This window comes from Eubacteriaceae bacterium Marseille-Q4139, assembly GCA_018223415.1.
Taxonomy (GTDB): Bacteria; Bacillota; Clostridia; order Lachnospirales; family Lachnospiraceae; genus CABSIM01.
Genome location: JAGTTQ010000001.1, coordinates 2,733,315 through 2,748,388 on the forward strand (window position 1 = coordinate 2,733,315; position 15,074 = coordinate 2,748,388).

Annotated in this window: 18 protein-coding genes and 4 pseudogenes; 16 read left to right on the forward strand and 6 right to left on the reverse strand. The window is 39.7% G+C overall.

From position 1 onward, the window contains the following. Window positions 1–3: 3 nt before the first annotated feature. On the reverse strand, window positions 4–216 hold the full coding sequence (locus tag KE531_12860; protein MBR9954489.1) for a helix-turn-helix transcriptional regulator: 213 nt from the start codon (window positions 214–216) through the stop codon (window positions 4–6). Between the two features lie 205 nt (window positions 217–421). On the opposite strand from KE531_12860, the pseudogene KE531_12865 reads away from it, so the two are divergent. The 8 genes and pseudogenes from KE531_12865 to KE531_12900 all read left to right on the forward strand — a co-directional run bounded on the left by KE531_12865 (window position 422) and on the right by KE531_12900 (window position 6,181). Beyond that, window positions 422–1,120 (forward strand): annotated as a pseudogene (locus tag KE531_12865) (site-specific integrase). Beyond that, window positions 1,110–1,445, forward strand: a complete 336-nt coding sequence (locus tag KE531_12870; protein MBR9954490.1) for a hypothetical protein — start codon at window positions 1,110–1,112, stop codon at window positions 1,443–1,445. The pseudogene KE531_12865 and the gene KE531_12870 overlap by 11 nt, the downstream one beginning before the upstream one ends. Beyond that, on the forward strand, window positions 1,435–2,577 hold the full coding sequence (locus tag KE531_12875) for an AAA family ATPase (protein ID MBR9954491.1): 1,143 nt from the start codon (window positions 1,435–1,437) through the stop codon (window positions 2,575–2,577). The genes KE531_12870 and KE531_12875 overlap by 11 nt, the downstream gene beginning before the upstream one ends. 98 nt (window positions 2,578–2,675) lie before the next feature. Further along, window positions 2,676–2,909 (forward strand): complexin-2, encoded by a 234-nt coding sequence (locus KE531_12880; GenBank protein MBR9954492.1) that lies wholly within the window; start codon window positions 2,676–2,678, stop codon window positions 2,907–2,909. A gap of 285 nt (window positions 2,910–3,194) precedes the next feature. After that, window positions 3,195–4,343: pseudogene (locus KE531_12885) on the forward strand (plasmid recombination protein). Window positions 4,344–4,352: 9 nt separating this feature from the next. Further along, window positions 4,353–4,728: pseudogene (locus KE531_12890) on the forward strand (TnpV protein). Window positions 4,729–4,958: 230 nt separating this feature from the next. After that, window positions 4,959–5,168 (forward strand): helix-turn-helix transcriptional regulator, encoded by a 210-nt coding sequence (locus KE531_12895; GenBank protein ID MBR9954493.1) that lies wholly within the window; start codon window positions 4,959–4,961, stop codon window positions 5,166–5,168. A gap of 2 nt (window positions 5,169–5,170) precedes the next feature. Then, the gene (locus KE531_12900; protein MBR9954494.1) at window positions 5,171–6,181 is read left to right on the forward strand and encodes a site-specific DNA-methyltransferase; all 1,011 of its coding nucleotides are present in this window, start codon (window positions 5,171–5,173) and stop codon (window positions 6,179–6,181) included. A 48-nt stretch (window positions 6,182–6,229) separates the two neighbouring features. Here KE531_12900 and KE531_12905 read toward each other — a convergent pair whose 3' ends face one another. Next, window positions 6,230–7,219 (reverse strand): BstXI family restriction endonuclease, encoded by a 990-nt coding sequence (locus KE531_12905; protein MBR9954495.1) that lies wholly within the window; start codon window positions 7,217–7,219, stop codon window positions 6,230–6,232. Next, complete coding sequence (locus KE531_12910; protein ID MBR9954496.1) at window positions 7,203–7,433, reverse strand: helix-turn-helix transcriptional regulator; 231 nt, start codon at window positions 7,431–7,433, stop codon at window positions 7,203–7,205. The genes KE531_12905 and KE531_12910 overlap by 17 nt, the downstream gene beginning before the upstream one ends. A gap of 81 nt (window positions 7,434–7,514) precedes the next feature. On the opposite strand from KE531_12910, the gene KE531_12915 reads away from it, so the two are divergent. Further along, the gene (locus tag KE531_12915) at window positions 7,515–8,069 is read left to right on the forward strand and encodes a hypothetical protein (protein ID MBR9954497.1); all 555 of its coding nucleotides are present in this window, start codon (window positions 7,515–7,517) and stop codon (window positions 8,067–8,069) included. 1,342 nt (window positions 8,070–9,411) lie between these two features. Here the strand turns inward: KE531_12915 and KE531_12920 are convergent. After that, the gene (locus KE531_12920) at window positions 9,412–9,678 is read right to left on the reverse strand and encodes a hypothetical protein (protein ID MBR9954498.1); all 267 of its coding nucleotides are present in this window, start codon (window positions 9,676–9,678) and stop codon (window positions 9,412–9,414) included. Between the two features lie 586 nt (window positions 9,679–10,264). Here KE531_12920 and KE531_12925 point away from each other — a divergent pair. Genes KE531_12925 through KE531_12940 form a run of 4 tightly spaced genes read left to right on the forward strand, consistent with a single transcriptional unit; the run spans window position 10,265 to window position 12,468 of the window. Continuing rightward, complete coding sequence (locus KE531_12925) at window positions 10,265–11,038, forward strand: DeoR/GlpR transcriptional regulator (protein MBR9954499.1); 774 nt, start codon at window positions 10,265–10,267, stop codon at window positions 11,036–11,038. Between the two features lie 2 nt (window positions 11,039–11,040). After that, window positions 11,041–11,646 carry an AAA family ATPase gene (locus KE531_12930; protein ID MBR9954500.1) on the forward strand — a complete coding sequence of 202 codons (606 nt, stop codon included), beginning with the start codon at window positions 11,041–11,043 and terminating at the stop codon, window positions 11,644–11,646. Then, the gene (locus KE531_12935; protein MBR9954501.1) at window positions 11,639–11,857 is read left to right on the forward strand and encodes a hypothetical protein; all 219 of its coding nucleotides are present in this window, start codon (window positions 11,639–11,641) and stop codon (window positions 11,855–11,857) included. Before KE531_12930 ends, KE531_12935 begins: the two co-directional genes overlap by 8 nt. 26 nt (window positions 11,858–11,883) lie before the next feature. Further along, on the forward strand, window positions 11,884–12,468 hold the full coding sequence (locus KE531_12940) for a hypothetical protein (protein ID MBR9954502.1): 585 nt from the start codon (window positions 11,884–11,886) through the stop codon (window positions 12,466–12,468). Window positions 12,469–12,546: 78 nt separating this feature from the next. Here KE531_12940 and KE531_12945 read toward each other — a convergent pair whose 3' ends face one another. Together KE531_12945 and KE531_12950 are read right to left on the reverse strand one after the other, a co-directional pair. Next, window positions 12,547–12,876 (reverse strand): hypothetical protein, encoded by a 330-nt coding sequence (locus KE531_12945; GenBank protein MBR9954503.1) that lies wholly within the window; start codon window positions 12,874–12,876, stop codon window positions 12,547–12,549. Further along, the gene (locus KE531_12950) at window positions 12,869–13,357 is read right to left on the reverse strand and encodes a GNAT family N-acetyltransferase (GenBank protein MBR9954504.1); all 489 of its coding nucleotides are present in this window, start codon (window positions 13,355–13,357) and stop codon (window positions 12,869–12,871) included. The genes KE531_12945 and KE531_12950 overlap by 8 nt, the downstream gene beginning before the upstream one ends. 342 nt (window positions 13,358–13,699) lie before the next feature. On the opposite strand from KE531_12950, the gene KE531_12955 reads away from it, so the two are divergent. From KE531_12955 to KE531_12965, 3 genes and pseudogenes are all read left to right on the forward strand, one after another. Beyond that, the gene (locus KE531_12955) at window positions 13,700–14,116 is read left to right on the forward strand and encodes a YjdF family protein (protein MBR9954505.1); all 417 of its coding nucleotides are present in this window, start codon (window positions 13,700–13,702) and stop codon (window positions 14,114–14,116) included. A gap of 67 nt (window positions 14,117–14,183) precedes the next feature. Next, window positions 14,184–14,602, forward strand: a pseudogene (locus KE531_12960) (hydrolase). 17 nt (window positions 14,603–14,619) lie between these two features. Beyond that, on the forward strand, window positions 14,620–15,021 hold the full coding sequence (locus KE531_12965; GenBank protein MBR9954506.1) for a hypothetical protein: 402 nt from the start codon (window positions 14,620–14,622) through the stop codon (window positions 15,019–15,021). The last annotated feature ends 53 nt before the right edge of the window (window positions 15,022–15,074 follow it).

Genomic DNA, 15,074 nt, shown 5'->3' on the forward strand with positions numbered 1-15,074 from the left:
TTATTACTCCTTCTCTTCGGGAATGATTTCCATAACATCGTCTATTGTGCAGCCCAAAACGCTGCAAATTTTTACAAGAACCTCGACACGAACGTCCTCGTTTTTTCCCAGCCGTGCCATGGCGTTGGTACTAATCTTTGCTTCTTTAATTAGCTGCGTTTTGCTCATATGTTTATCAATCAATATTTTCCATAATTTGTTGTAGCAGATAGCCATTTTATACCTCCTGCTTAGTTCCTAATGCATATTTGCATCCATAATAAATGTAGCATAAACCGTCTCAAAAATCAATTTATATTTGAGTTTTGCAATCGAATCCGATTGCTCATTTTAGTGAAAAAGTAAGGCTCACTGCTGGTTGCCTCTAGCCGTGAGCCTTTTATGGGTTGTAATATTCCTTATCAGAATTTACCCTTGACAAATCTACTCTCAGTTGTCGGCGATATTCAATCACGCTGTACGCTACTATGAATTACGAGCCAATCCTGCCGCAAAGGTTGGAAATATGGGAAGTGAGGAACACAAAGAAATGCTGTTTTGGACAAAAGAGGAATACAAAAAGTTCGCCTTTGAAATGATGGATAAACCCGTTTCCTTTTATGCTTTTGAAATGCTTTACTGGTGCGGTATTCGAGAGGGAGAACTATTAGCGTTGACGGCAGCCGATTTCAATTTTGAAAAAGAAACAGTTACAATCAACAAGTCTTATCAGCGTTTACACGGCGAAGATGTGATTACCACGCTGAAAACAAAGAAAAGTAACCGTACCATAAAAATGCCACATTTTCTCTGTGAGGAAATGAAAGAGTATCTCGGTATGCTTTACGGCTTGAAGAAAAAAGACCGTATTTTTACAGTAACGAAAAGCTATCTTCATCACGAGATGGACAGAGGGGCAAAGGCCGCAGGCGTGAAACGTATCCGTATTCACGATTTGAGGCACAGCCACATTAGTCTGCTGATTGATATGGGATTTTCAGCAGTGGCGATTGCAGACCGTGTTGGGCATGAGAGCATTGACATCACATACCACTATGCTCATCTGTTTCCGTCCAAACAGGCGGAAATGGCAGATAGATTAGTTGATTTAGGGAAAGGAGATTTTGAAAATGTCAGCTAGAAACAGAGATAACAAGAACCGTTGGAGAAATATCACAGTGGGATTTCGGGTATCTCCTGAAGAAAATGAACTCATTAACAAGGCGGTTGCGCTATCGGGGTTGCCGAAACAGGAATATTGTTATCGCCGTTGTCTTAATCAAGACGTGGTGGTACAGGGAAATCCGAGAGTATATAAGGCACTCAAAATGGAACTTGCGGCTGTCCTCGCAGAGTTGCAGAGGATTGAAGCAGGAAACGGTATAGATGATGAATTACTCGATGTAATCGAATTGATTGCAGTCATTCTCGGCGGTCTGAAAGGAGAAGATAAAAATGGAAAATAGAAAAGAAATGACTGTTCCGAATGTATCTGTTGGCGCAGATACGGAACAGCCAGTTTCAAAATTCACTGATAATAGTATATCCGACTATGATGAAAATATCAAGAGTTTTGAGGAAATGCAGCGGGAATTACAGAGAAGTTTAGACCCCACGTATCTCAAAACGGTTTCAATGAACGAATTATTTGATACCCAGTACCAGAGTAAGCAGCCGTTGATTGACAGCTTGCTTTATCCTGGTACCTATATCTTTGCGGGGGCTCCAAAGTTGGGGAAAAGTTTTCTGATGGTGCAGATAGCCTATCATATCAGCACAGGAAAGCCGCTGTGGGGTTTTCCCGCCCGCAAGAGTACCGTTTTATATCTTGCTCTTGAAGATGATTACAGACGCTTGCAGGAGCGTTTATATCGAATGTTCGGAACAGACAGCACCGAAAATCTGTTTTTCTCTGTTTCGGCAGGTCAACTCGGCAAAGGACTTGACGAACAGCTTGCAAGGTTTGTAGCGGAACACCACGACACGAAGCTGATTATCATTGAAACACTCCAAAAGGTGCGTGAGGTCGGCGGGGACAATTACAGCTATGCGAATGACTATCAGATTATGGCAAGGCTGAAAAGTTTTGCAGACGCTCACGGTATCTGTCTGCTACTTGTACACCACACAAGAAAGCAGACCGCTGATGATAGATTTGATATGATTTCGGGAACAAGCGGATTGCTCGGTGCGGCAGATGGCGCATTCTTGTTGTACAAAGAAAAACGCACGAGCAACGCTGCCACATTGGAAGTATCGGGTAGAGATCAGCAAGACCAAAAGCTGTATTTACTTCGCAATATGGAAACGCTGCTATGGGATTTTCAAAGAGCCGAAACAGAGTTATGGAAAGAACCGCCAGAGCCTTTGCTTGATGAGATTGCAGAACTTGTTATGAAAGACCTCTCCTTTTGGGAAGGTTCGGCAACGGAACTGGTATCTCTTCTGACTATAGAAATTCCGATAAATTCTATCAGCAAGAAATTGAATGTGCTTTCGGGGCGTTTGTATGCAGAGCATGGGATTTACTTCAAGAATGACAGACGCCACGATGGACGAATGATAATACTTTGGAAAGATAAAACGGAAACAGTGTGACAGTTTGTGACGGTTGTGACGGCATATCAGATAGCGGGGCGGTATCAAAATAACCGTCACCGCTGTCACGAGCCGTCACGGAAAGGAAGTGACAGGAAATGAAAAATGTGCAAATCCCCTATGACCTGTTCGTGGCACTTCTGCAATATCATCTTGTTAAGGACAATGATTATGCAGAGGTAATCCAGCAAGGTGTGGAAGAAAAGCTGAATGCAATGATGCGGCATGAGTTATATGCGAAATATAAGACCGCACCTACCGAGGAAGAACGAGAGCAGGCACGACAGGAATATCTTGACAGACGTGGCGTGCCAGAGAGCTTCCGATGGTAAATTTTCCGTTGTCAGCAATAGACAGGGGCGTGTCATGCTCCTGTGAATGGCGGATATGGGAAAAGAGGGAAGCTGCCGCCCGGCGAAACCGTACAGGTGTCGAGAGGGACTGCCGCAGGCAGTAAAGCCCCCGGCAGGGCGCAAAACCTGTTTGCAGGTTGCATTTTTGATAGCTTGCTGTCAAAAGTGCTTTTGCGTTACTTTCGCAGAAAGTAACAAAGGCTCGCCGCAAGCGGCGGAAAGGAATGGAAAGGAAGTGATATTATACAGAGAACCATAAGTGCAATGGTAGGGAAAGGCTCGGTCAATCATAATAGCCGAAAATTCAAAGCAGAAAATGTTGACGCTGATCGTTCACATCTCAACATAGATTATTGTAATGAGAGCATTAAACAGGTCTATCACGAATTGTTTGATGAAGCCCTTGAAAAATATAATACAAAGCAGACAAGAGCAGACCGAAAAATAGCAAACTACTATGAGAAAATAAGAAATTCCAAACAGGAAAAGCCCTTCCATGAGTTGATTTTACAGATTGGGGATAGGAAAAATATGAGTGCAGAAAGTGAAAATGGACAGCTTGCAAAACAGGTGTTAGATGAATATTAGCAAGGTTTTCAAGTGAGAAATCCACAGCTTAGAGTATTCTCGGCTCATCTGCACATGGACGAGGCAACACTGCATTTGCACATTGATTTTGTTCCATTTACAACAGGAAGTAAACGGGGACTTGATACTCGTGTATCTCTTAAACAGGCACTTGCCGCACAGGGATTTAAGGGCGGCTCTCGTGGAGATACGGAGTGGAACCAATGGGTACAAGCTGAAAAAGAACAGCTTGCGGTTGTGATGGAGCGATATGGAATTGAGTGGCTACAGAAAGGGACACACAACAAACACCTTGATGTTTTGGATTTTAAGAAACAAGAACGACAGAAAGAGGTGGAAAAGCTAAGCGGTCAAATTGAGCAGAAACAGGCGGAACTTGGGGTACTGTCTGATAGAATAAGCAACTATGATAAGGGGTTAAAAGAACTTGCTGATTTAGAGGTCGTTCTCGATACTTCCCCCAAATATCAGTTGCCAGAGCCGCAAGGATTTATGACGGCAAAATCGTATAAAACGAAAATGGCAGAGCCACTTATTAAACGCTTAAAAACGGTCATTAAAGCGGTACTTGCCAGTTGCTTTGAGGGGTGGGACAACTATTACAGGTTGAATACCACTAACAGAAAATTGCATGAAACGAATGAACAGCTGATAAATCGAAACAAGTATTTGACCGCAGAAAATAACAGATTTAGGGAAGAAAACAAAGATTATAAACTGCTGAGAAAGGTATTCGGCAGTAAGCAGATTGACAGCTTGTTAGAACAGGCAAGACAATCTAAACAGCATGGCAGACGTTTTAGAAGTAAAGATTGTGAAAGGTAGAAAAAGACAATGACAAAGACGATTTTTGAGGAAATGGGCGGTACTTATATACGGCAAGGGGATTATTTTATCCCCTGTTTTACCTTACCGCCCGAAAAGAGAAAACAGCCAATCGGCGTATGGGGACAGCGTCACAGATGTTATCTGCGAGAACATAAAAGAGCAATACACTAATCTGCTCACAAGTGGTAAACTGAACAGCTATCTTGCTGATATTTACGAGCAGGCAGAAGAAATGTTTTCTCGGCTGGTAGAACAACTTACGGAAAAAGAAAATGTGACCGAAAAACTTAAAGCAGAAAATCAAATGAAATGGGTGAAACAAATGAATAATATTTGTAATCGCAAAACAGAGGTGGTTAATACAAATTTAATCTACGCATAAAAATTGTGCCGAAAGAAGTTCTGAAAATGAGCTGTACTCGGAGTCATGACTGTTACATACCATAATGATAGATAATTATGCTATAAATTTGAGATTGGAAGGAGGATAATATGGATAGCAGAATTGGAAATATCAGTAAAAGATGATGTATTCTTGACATATCGTGATATTCGGCGCTATAATATACAAGTCTAAAATAGAAAATAGGAATATGCAAAAGAGGAAAAGTTATGAGTGTATGTTACGTGAAATTATGGAAACTTCTTTTAGAAAAGGATATTAAAAGAACAGATTTAATTTCTATTGCAGGCGTTAGCTCAAATATTGTTGCTAAGATGGGAAGAAATGAGTATGTTGCAATGGAAAGCTTGGAAAAAGTGTGTAAGGCATTGAAATGCGATATAAGTGATATTGTTGAATTTGTAACGGAGGAAAAATAATAGTGAATACTAAGGTTATTTTTACAGAAATCAGAAATAGATATTCTGATGAATACTATAATACTGATGAATCTATTCTGGTTAATGGCGATTCATTAGAGCTTCTAAAGAAAATACCAGACCACAGTATTGCGCTGATTTTGACTGATCCTCCATATCATTCAACTAAAAAACGTAACATCGTTGGAGACACTAGTTTCTCAAAAGATTCTGAATATATAGATTGGATGAAAAAATACGCAAAAGAATGGAAAAGAGTTCTAAAACATAATGGTAGTGTTTTTTGTTTTTGTTCCTCAGTTATGTCAGCTCAATTACAGGTAATGTTCTCTGAGTATTTTAATGTGCTGTCTGAGATTATCTGGACGAAACCTAATGCTCCAGGATATGATGGTTGGAAACAAAAAATGAAAAAAGAATCTCTTCGGCAATGGTATCCTCATTCAGAGCGTATTATTTTTCTTGAAAATGCTGCAGAGGGAAATTTGTTTAAGAGTTATTTTGGAGGACAACTTACAGCATGGCGAAAAAGTGTTAAAATGTCTACAATAAAATTGGCTGAATTAACGGGTGCGTACGGAAAGGTAAATCACGGTGGGGCTGTTGCAAACTGGGAAGCTGGAAGAAATATTCCAAGCAAAGAACAATTTGAAAAGCTCAAAGTAGCACTTTCGGAAGCTGGTGTTCCCAATATTCCAGATTATGAAGATGTAATACGTCCATTTAACGTTAACAAAGATGTTGAATTTACAGATATTTGGACTTTTGAAAATGTTCGTCAATATAAAGGTAAACATCCAGCTGAGAAACCTATAGATTTGTTAGAGCATGCGATAAAAGCAACGACATATGAAGGAGACATAGTTTTGGACTGTTTTGCTGGTTCTGCTTCAACCGGAGTTGCTGCTATGAATTTAGGTAGAAAATCTATATTATTTGAAGTTGACTCAGAATGGTGCAACTATGGAACTAATAATTTAAATAGAAATAGATGTTTCAAAATGATTGAATAACAAAAAAAGACCTGGGTGCTTTTATACTCAGGTCTTTATAACTTAGTTTTATTCTAAATATCCAGTTTCTTTATTTTTGGCAATGACTTCTTGCATCCAACTGAGTGTAGGATATATACCAGAATCTTTTACTACTACGTTACAGAAATGACAACCCCAACCAAGATTATATTGGCGATGATTGAACGCTCCATATTTTAGCTCTTCTATATGGAACAGATTTACCTGTGTTACTGTGAGATCAGGAACCTCTCTTCCTTCGGGTTGAGCTAAACGATTGAGAAATTCTTCTCCAGATAATTCTCTTAAGCAGAGAGGACAAATTGTATGATTTTGGGAGTTAATAATTCTTTTTGAACGTAGCTTTTCAAAATCAAGCAAGCCATGCTTTTGGGCTTCTTCTAAAACCAAAAGCTTTCGCAATTCAGCATCTTCACGAGACATACCATTGTTTGACATAGCATTAACAGCATCTACACATAGCCAAAAAATAGCTTCTAATTGCAATCTACATTCTTTAATTGTTTTCTTTGAAGCGTATTCATATAATCGAATACCAGCTCCTTTTGGAGATTGAGTGGCGTAACCAAGATTGACTTTTTGGGAACGAACTGCATCAATAGAAGTATTGGCAGGAACACGAGCAACATATTGCCCACCTAAAGGAGCAGTTCTGCTATTGGCATATGTCCATCCATAGTTATCTGGAAAATAAGTTTCCCAATCCGCACGAGTTTCATAAAAAACAAGAGCATTCTCTCCTAAAACCAAATCAAATTCATTGAAATAATCTGATGGGTTTTCTATGGAAAAATAATCCGTGGGAGAAATCAATACAATATATCCACATTCAAATTGATTGGATGTATCTCTTAATTCAGGATTTGCTTGCCATTGATGAAAGGGAATCAGAACAGTATTACTACGTGAAACACGATTCTGAAAGATAACATCGTCATCAGCACCTCTGGTTTGCCCTGTTTTACTTAGTTTTCTTTCAAGTAATGGTGGTAGTTTGGGTTTAGTTGTTCTTGGCATCTTTATCTTCCTCCATAAATAATTTATAGGTTTCTATACCGAGCGCATCCGCTATACGTTGAATGTTTTCAAGTGAAATACTACGACGATAACATTCAATTGCACTAATGTAAGTGCGATGCATACCACATTTATCTGCAAAGGTTTCCTGCGACAACCCCATAGAAGTACGATACTTTTTTAAATTGTCGCCAAAGATTTTTACGATATCCATAGTTGCAATCCTCCTCAATTTGTATTATAATAAAATTGAATACTATAAGTCTACATACAATGAGTATCGAGGGGCGTAGAAATGAAGAGAGAAGAACTAATTAGGCATCAATTTGATGGACTAACAGCAGAAATATATGATTGGGAGTGCCTTACACCGACAGTATTCTTAAAAGAGAGTGTAAAAGCTGATATAGCAGAAAAAGAAATGGTTATGGCATATTTACGAGCATCGGAGCTATTATATAACGGATTGGTAATAGATAATAATCCGGCCTATCATGTAAAGGTGGTGCGTTCCAATCAAATATGTATGCCGTTTTTATATGTTTGTCGTCATTCGCTTGAACTTTCTATTAAGCTTAGAATTCGCTTTGATATAAAGAAAACTGTTTCTGGACATAAGCTTTCGGAATTATATGAAAAACTCATTAGTGATTTACCTGAATTGAAAACTAATATAGAACTTTCTGTGCTAGTGGAGATTTTTGATGAAATTGATGATGATGGTTGTAAACTTCGATACAGCAAAGATAAAAAAGATAAAATATATCAAGAAAAGCCTACATTTATTAAAGCAGATAGAATATTAGAGCTAACTAAAAAAGTATGTGATGTTCTTATAGAACCGATTTAGAGTATGTAGTTTTTAAGGAAGAAGATATAACTTTATTATGGCAACATGAAATAAAAATATAGTTACATTTCTAAGCAAAATAGCTTATAATTTGAGTTGGAACATATTGTTATTATCTACAGTTACAGAGCGTGTGTTATCAATACCGATAACAAAATGATAACATTAGCTTATATAGGCAGGATAATATGGATATATCAAATAATCAAAAGATTTACATACTCGACAGAGAATAATTTCTAAATAAAATTGATTAGTATTTGTCGAGTTTGAGTGATGATTGTTCCCACCCAATTAAAACCCACCCAATCCTCCGATCAAAAACACACGGCTACACATAAGGCTTGGATTCGGTTAAAATAAGGAAAATAAAACGAAGAGCGAGAAGGACGAAAATCTTTCTTGCTCTTTTTCTTTACCAATTTTCACTCTTCTTTTCCGCTTTTCATAAGGTTTCATCCGGCTTTTGATAAGGATAAAATTTTGAAAAGTAGAAATGAAAAATCCAAAAATCCCTTGTATTTAAAGGGAAAATGGGAAATTTGGAAAAGGGAAAAGGAAAAGAGAATGAGTTTTAAAAAGGGAAAAGGGAGCGGAAAGTAAACGAGTGAAAAATCCCAGGACGGAAAACGGGAAAGAGAAAAAAATAAGAAAATTTCGGAAGAGGGAAAAGGGAAAAAAGGGAAAACTAAGAGGAAATAACGAGGACATTTAATTTTGGAGAATGTTGGTTTTGAATGGGACAGGATGGGTGGTTTGGATTGGACTTGAACAAGTTGGTGTTCCCACCCAATTAAAACCCACCCAATCCTCCGATCAAAAACACACGGCCACACATAAGGCTTGGTTTTGGTTAAAATAAGGAAAATAAGACAGAGAGCGAGAAGGACGAAAATCTTTCTTGCTCTTTTTCTTTACCAATTTTCACTCCTATTTTCCGCTTTTCGTAAGGTTTCATCCGGCTTTTGATAATGATAAAATCATGAAAAGTGAAATTGAAAAAATCCCAAAATCCCTTGTATTTAAAAGAAAAATGGGAAATTTGGAAAAGGGAAAATGAAATTTAGAATGGGTTTAAAAAGGGAAAAAATAGCGGAAAGTAAACGAGTGAAACTTCCAGGACGGAAAACGGGAAAGGGAAAAAAATAAGAAAATTTCGGAAGAGGGAGAAGGTAAAAAAGGGAAAACAAAGAGGAAAATTGGATTTGGAAGATGATTGATTTGGATGGGACAGGATGATGAAATTTAATTGGTCTTGAACAAAAATGAGAAGAGCCGAAAACCTAGCAACCATGCGGGTTTCCGACTCTTTTTTGCCGAAAGTGTACCGAAAACGTACCGTTTATATTTTTTCTGCCTCTTTTTCCACATTTTCGAGCTTCGAGGACAAGGCCGATAAGTCTGACATTCCAGGAGCCGGAATCACCGCAAGATCACTGCTTGAAATGCGGTTTAGGTCTGTGGCCAGGGATTTCATTTTGTTTGGATATAGGTGTGAATATGTAGCCATAGCCACCTCGACGGTATTCCCCAGACGTTCCGCAACGGCGACGATGGAATAACCGAGTTCGACCATCAGCGCAGCATGGGAGTGACGCAGGTCATGCACCCGGATCGACGCCAGGCGGTAATAGACCGTGGCATAGTTTAAGATCGCGGATAGCTGGTTGTTGATGGAGCGAAGATAGGTATCCGAATATGGCCTCCCCTTTTCTTATCTTTGCATGCAAGCACAATAATCTCCAAAACAATCCTTGAGATGATAAGGTCCATTATCGGTCATAAGGCCACAGCTCCGTGCTTCAATTAAACTTTTTCTTTGAAGTTAGTATAGTATGGTGCAATAGGAATAGTAAGAGAAACTAAAACAAGAAAAGTTAAAATAAACAACTGTCCAAACAGAACAAACACCATAATTTCCTAAAGAGGAATGAGCGGCTTTCATAGGTGAGAGACTGGTGCAGTGCCGAAAAAGGATGCCTGCCAGAACAATGAAAGCAGAGCAATGGGGGGATTATGCGGAAATTGAACGCAGAATTGCAGAAACAGAGGCATCTGATGGCTGATGGGCATGTGAGTGCTATATTTTCTGTAAAAAGCGATAGGCAAGACTTGAAAGTTTAAATGTGAATATGTATAATCAATTATAAACAAGAATAAATAATTAAAAACAAATAAACAGGAGCAACAAAGATATGTTCATGGAGGAAAGGCAAAGAGATATTGTAAACAGAGTCAATGAGACAGGAAGAATTCTGGTATCTGAAATTCAAACACGATATCAGATATCCGCAGATTGTGCCAGAAGAGATTTGCGTGTACTGGAAAGCAGAGGCCTGCTGCAAAGAACGCATGGAGGTGCTATTGCAGCAAAGCCAAAAGGAACGTATCCGGATGCAGCCTATAACCCAAAAGATTTACCGGAAATAAAAAAGAACTACTTGGCTGTTGCAAAACGAGCAGTCGAATGTATAGAAGAGCATAATGTAATTTATATTACTACATCATCAGTAGGATATTATATGGCCATGAATTTGCCTGACAACTTGAAGATAACTGTTTTAACAAACTCTGTCACAATAGCAGATGTTCTTCGAAAAAAAGAAAATATTTCTGTTATTCTTCTGGGCGGAGAAATGTCCCATAGGGGACATTGTCATGATTACTATACGATACAAATGGTGAAAAATATACGGACAGATAAAGCTTTTTTATCCCATTCAGCGTTATCTGTGGAGTTTGGTGCATCCATACATAATAGTGCGGGCGTAGAGTTTGGAAAAGCAGTTATGGAGAATAGCAGTATGAATATAGGACTGTATCCGTCTGAAAAAATAGGGAAATCATCTATTCACTCTGTATGCAAAATAGATGCGTATGATTTGCTGATAACTGATAACGATGTTTCTGAGGATTTTTTGTCTCAAATGGATGAAATAGGGATCAATTATATTGCAGTTGAGGTTTAAAAATGTATTGTATATTAGTGACCGGGATTCCAGCAGCAGGAAAAAGTACAAAGGCAGCATTTTTGGCGGAACATTTCGGATTACCTGTTATCTCAAAAGATAAAATTAAAGAGTTCATGTATGATGATATAGGGTTTTGTTCCAGAGAAGAAAAAGTTAAACTGGGTATCGCCAGTATGAATATCATGTATTATATGGCGGCAGAGTTAATGAAAAGTAATCAGCCATTTATACTTGAAAATAATTTCGAAAAAATATCTAGGGAGCCTTTAATACAAATTCTTGAAAAATATTCATATAAAGCGATTACTGTAACATTGACAGGAAATTGTTCGAAAATATATGAGCGTTTTACAGAGAGAAATAGCAGTCCGGACAGACATAGAGGTCATGTTGTCAATGACTGTTATCCCGAAAAAACTCCAAATAAAGATATTAACCCCATTTCATATGAAAACTTTGTGAGTGGAATTATTGATAGAGGGATGGACAGTTTCGAGGCGAATGGCCCAGATATTGTTGTAGACACAACAGATTTTAATGACCTACATATAGAGACGCTGATAGAGGAGATAAATAGTTATAGAGAGGAAATGTTATATGGTTGATGCCCATGTTCATTTGGAAAAAGGAAGCTATTGTATTGAATGGATTCAAGAATTTATACAGTATGCTTTAGCAAGAGATATTAACGAAATTTACTTTTTGGAGCATACACATATATTTAAAGAATTCTCTAGTTTATATGATGAAATGTCGTGTTATAATGAATATCAAAATAATTGGTATAGAAAAAATATGAAAATGCCAGACCATTAAAAGAGTACATAGATTTCATAGATGATATGAAAAAGGAACATTTTCCAATTAAGATAAAGTTTGGTCTGGAGGTGTGCTATTCATCTGAATATATAAAGGATATCGAAAATATAAAAAATATGTATTCATTCGATTTTCTTGTTGGATCAATACATTTTATTGATGGATGGGCTTTTAGCCATAAAAAACAGCCGTGGAGAAAGGAAAATTACAATTTGAATTGTTTATACAAGCGATATTATGAGCTGATGTATGAACTTGTGGAAAGTAATCTGTTTTCTGGGTTAGCTCATCCGAATTCTTTACAGTGTTTCGGTGCATATCCAATAGGTGATTATGACACTGAATACAGCAGGATTGCGAGAGCATTAAAAGAGAACAATATGTATATTGAAGAGAGTAGTGGGCTAGCAACAAATTATGGTGATACGGAATTAGGCATGAATGGGAAAATGCTAAAGGCTATGATATTGCAAGATGTTCAGATATTAACTGCTTCAGATGCTCATATTCCACAAAATGTCGGAAATTTGATATGTGAAATGAACGATTTAATTGCTAAAGAGAAAAAAAGAATATGGCAGATGAATGATTGTGCAATAGGCATATAAGTCTGACTCGCTGGCTAAAATCCGTGCACACCGCATTTATCAAACGCCAAAATCCCAAAATCCCCCCTGCTTTTAACCTCAAGACCACCCTAAATTCCACCCCAGGCACACCGCATGGCATGCCGCCATCATAAACGGCCCAACAGTCCGCAGCTTATTTTTTATAAGAACCCCAATCACACAGTCTGCTGCCTGCACAACCAGCATCGCCGCAGTAACGGCAGTCAAAATCCCCGGTGCATTTACCCATACAGGTATGGCAGAAGCACACGCTAACGCCAGGCTCCGTGCAAACATATACATGGCATTCACCTGGCCATTGCCCTTTTCCGATATGACAGCTTTCAATGAAAAGCAAACACCGAGGACTGCGCTGACTAAATTTATATATGCATTGAAATCATACATCAATATCTGCCTCCTGCCATAACATAATCAAGTCCTCGTCTTTTTCCTCTGCAATCTTAAATCCAATTTTCCGGTACATTTGAGCCGCATAGTTCGCCTTCTGGACGGAAAGAGAAACGCGGCTGTATCCATGAGATTTTAACAGAGCCAGAATTTCTTCCATCATGGTGGTTCCTATCCCATACCCGCGATATTCCGGATACAGAGAAATTGCCAGGGAAGGAGTTTGACTGTCAATATGCCCGTAATCATTTATAATGCGTGCCCAAACAGCACCGACGATTTTTCCTTCGATTTCTGCTGCCAGCGCGAAATCGCCGTCCAATTCTCCGAAATGGCTGACATAAATCCACAGCTCCGGCGAAAAAATAATATTTCGAGGAGGCGGCTCGGCGCCGTCAGGAATAAAAATAGCCTCGTATAGAAAATCATTCAGGAGTGGGTATTCGTCCGCAGACATTTTTCGTATTATGTATTCCATAGACATATCTTCTCTATTCATGTGAATGCCGCAGGGAGATTCTCCCCTCTGCATTGTAGCACCCCGCAAAGCGTGCGGCAACTAAAATCATCAGGCCGCCGAAATGAAACTAGCAGTTGTATAGATAAACCTTCAATCATGTGGTAAAATCAAAATGCAAAGATAAAAACGCAGTGTAAGAGAAAATCTCTTGCAGAGCCGGTAGGTAGCCCGGCCGCACCGTCAGGTGTAAGTAACCCTCCCTCCTTAGGGTCGTCCATTCTTTGTTCATTACAATCATTTGGCGTGCGTGTGAAGAATAACAAATACCGCGCCAGTGCAAAGTGTTAAGGAGGAATTGCCATGGACAAAGTATCATGCAGATTGACCGTGTTTTTTGAAGCCCCCTTCTGGGTAGGAGTTTTTGAGCGAATATCAGAGGGAGAGCTATCCGTATGCAAGGTTACGTTTGGTGCGGAACCAAAGGATTACGAGGTAGGCATGTATGTGCTGAAAAACTACGGACATCTGAGGTTCAGTCCGGCTGTGGCAGCTGGTGCAAAAGAAGCTGGCCGCAATCCGAAGAGGATCAAGCGGGAAGTACGGAGTCAGGTACAGAATGCAGGGCTCGGTACAAAATCGCAGCAGGCCTTAAAATTGCAGCAGGAGCAGTTGAAAGCTGAGCGGAAGACTGTGAGCCGGGAAAAACGGGAATCAGAAAGAAAACGCCAGTTTGAACTGAAACAGCAAAAGAAGAAGGAGAAGCGCAGGGGCAGGTAAGGCCTGCCCTGGCTTCATCTGAATGAAATGCAGGAACAGCAGGCAGATTTTGGGGAGGTGACGCAGTATGACCTATTTTACATCAGACCTGCACTTTGAGCATGAAAAAATTATAAGGCATACGGGAAGGCCGTTTGGCAGTGCGGGAGAAATGGACAATGCCCTGCTCCGGCGATGGAACCAGACCGTAGGGCCGGGGGATGAGATCTACATTCTGGGCGATGTCACCATGAAAGGCCCGGAATATGCCGCAGAAATTCTGGCGCAGTTAAAAGGCTGGATGTTCGTGCTGTTCCATTATCCGATTGCGGAGTGGAACGGGCATTTAAAGGAAGCATTTGCCTGCATGGGCATCAGCATAACCATGAGGAGTACAATCGAAAGAATCTGGAAGAAAAGCTTCTGTGGTATGACGTGAGAGTGGATGCCAGTGGCATGAAACCGGTTAGCATAGAAACGATAGCAGCTTTTTTTCGTGAGATATAGGGGGAGAGGCTTTTATGATGCCAGTGAGATTCGATGAATATTTGAAAGAGCCAAAAAGCATGGATTTGGAGACAGCCCTACGGCTCCATGATGAAATGCTGGGGGAAATCGGGACAGATCCGGACTCCGTAGAGTTATATGAAGAATTGTGCCGGGCGGCAGCAAGGTACGCGAATTTCCGTGCCTGGTGGCTTTTGTGGGACAAAGAGAAAAAGGCAGAACAGGATGAAGGACGGACAGCGAGCCACAATGCCCTGATCGTAAAATTCAATCAGCTTGCCAGATACCTGAAAATGCAGGGGAAGACGGCAGCATGGAGAGACGAGTTGGGGTATGAGGAAGAGGATTTGTATTTTAGGAAACGCATCGGGGATTTTGGATGTTTTCTTGCGTTTGTCAATGGGGTTCATGCCAGATAGGTCTGGATCAACACGACATTTCCCCTCGCATTGCCTCTCCCCCCAATCCATGC

Excerpts from the sequence above, each read along its gene's own strand:
- KE531_12910 (MBR9954496.1), bottom strand. The coding sequence starts at position 7,433 with ATGGATATCGTAAAAATCTTTGGCGACAATTTAAAAAAGTATCGTACT.
- KE531_12955 (MBR9954505.1), top strand. The coding sequence starts at position 13,700 with ATGGACAAAGTATCATGCAGATTGACCGTGTTTTTTGAAGCCCCCTTC.
- KE531_12925 (MBR9954499.1), top strand. The coding sequence starts at position 10,265 with ATGTTCATGGAGGAAAGGCAAAGAGATATTGTAAACAGAGTCAATGAG.
- KE531_12965 (MBR9954506.1), top strand. The coding sequence starts at position 14,620 with ATGCCAGTGAGATTCGATGAATATTTGAAAGAGCCAAAAAGCATGGAT.
- KE531_12860 (MBR9954489.1), bottom strand. The coding sequence starts at position 216 with ATGGCTATCTGCTACAACAAATTATGGAAAATATTGATTGATAAACAT.
- KE531_12915 (MBR9954497.1), top strand. The coding sequence starts at position 7,515 with ATGAAGAGAGAAGAACTAATTAGGCATCAATTTGATGGACTAACAGCA.
- KE531_12895 (MBR9954493.1), top strand. The coding sequence starts at position 4,959 with ATGAGTGTATGTTACGTGAAATTATGGAAACTTCTTTTAGAAAAGGAT.
- KE531_12875 (MBR9954491.1), top strand. The coding sequence starts at position 1,435 with ATGGAAAATAGAAAAGAAATGACTGTTCCGAATGTATCTGTTGGCGCA.
- KE531_12950 (MBR9954504.1), bottom strand. The coding sequence starts at position 13,357 with ATGGAATACATAATACGAAAAATGTCTGCGGACGAATACCCACTCCTG.
- KE531_12945 (MBR9954503.1), bottom strand. The coding sequence starts at position 12,876 with ATGTATGATTTCAATGCATATATAAATTTAGTCAGCGCAGTCCTCGGT.
- KE531_12940 (MBR9954502.1), top strand. The coding sequence starts at position 11,884 with ATGAAAAAGGAACATTTTCCAATTAAGATAAAGTTTGGTCTGGAGGTG.
- KE531_12880 (MBR9954492.1), top strand. The coding sequence starts at position 2,676 with ATGAAAAATGTGCAAATCCCCTATGACCTGTTCGTGGCACTTCTGCAA.
- KE531_12935 (MBR9954501.1), top strand. The coding sequence starts at position 11,639 with ATGGTTGATGCCCATGTTCATTTGGAAAAAGGAAGCTATTGTATTGAA.
- KE531_12870 (MBR9954490.1), top strand. The coding sequence starts at position 1,110 with ATGTCAGCTAGAAACAGAGATAACAAGAACCGTTGGAGAAATATCACA.
- KE531_12905 (MBR9954495.1), bottom strand. The coding sequence starts at position 7,219 with ATGCCAAGAACAACTAAACCCAAACTACCACCATTACTTGAAAGAAAA.
- KE531_12930 (MBR9954500.1), top strand. The coding sequence starts at position 11,041 with ATGTATTGTATATTAGTGACCGGGATTCCAGCAGCAGGAAAAAGTACA.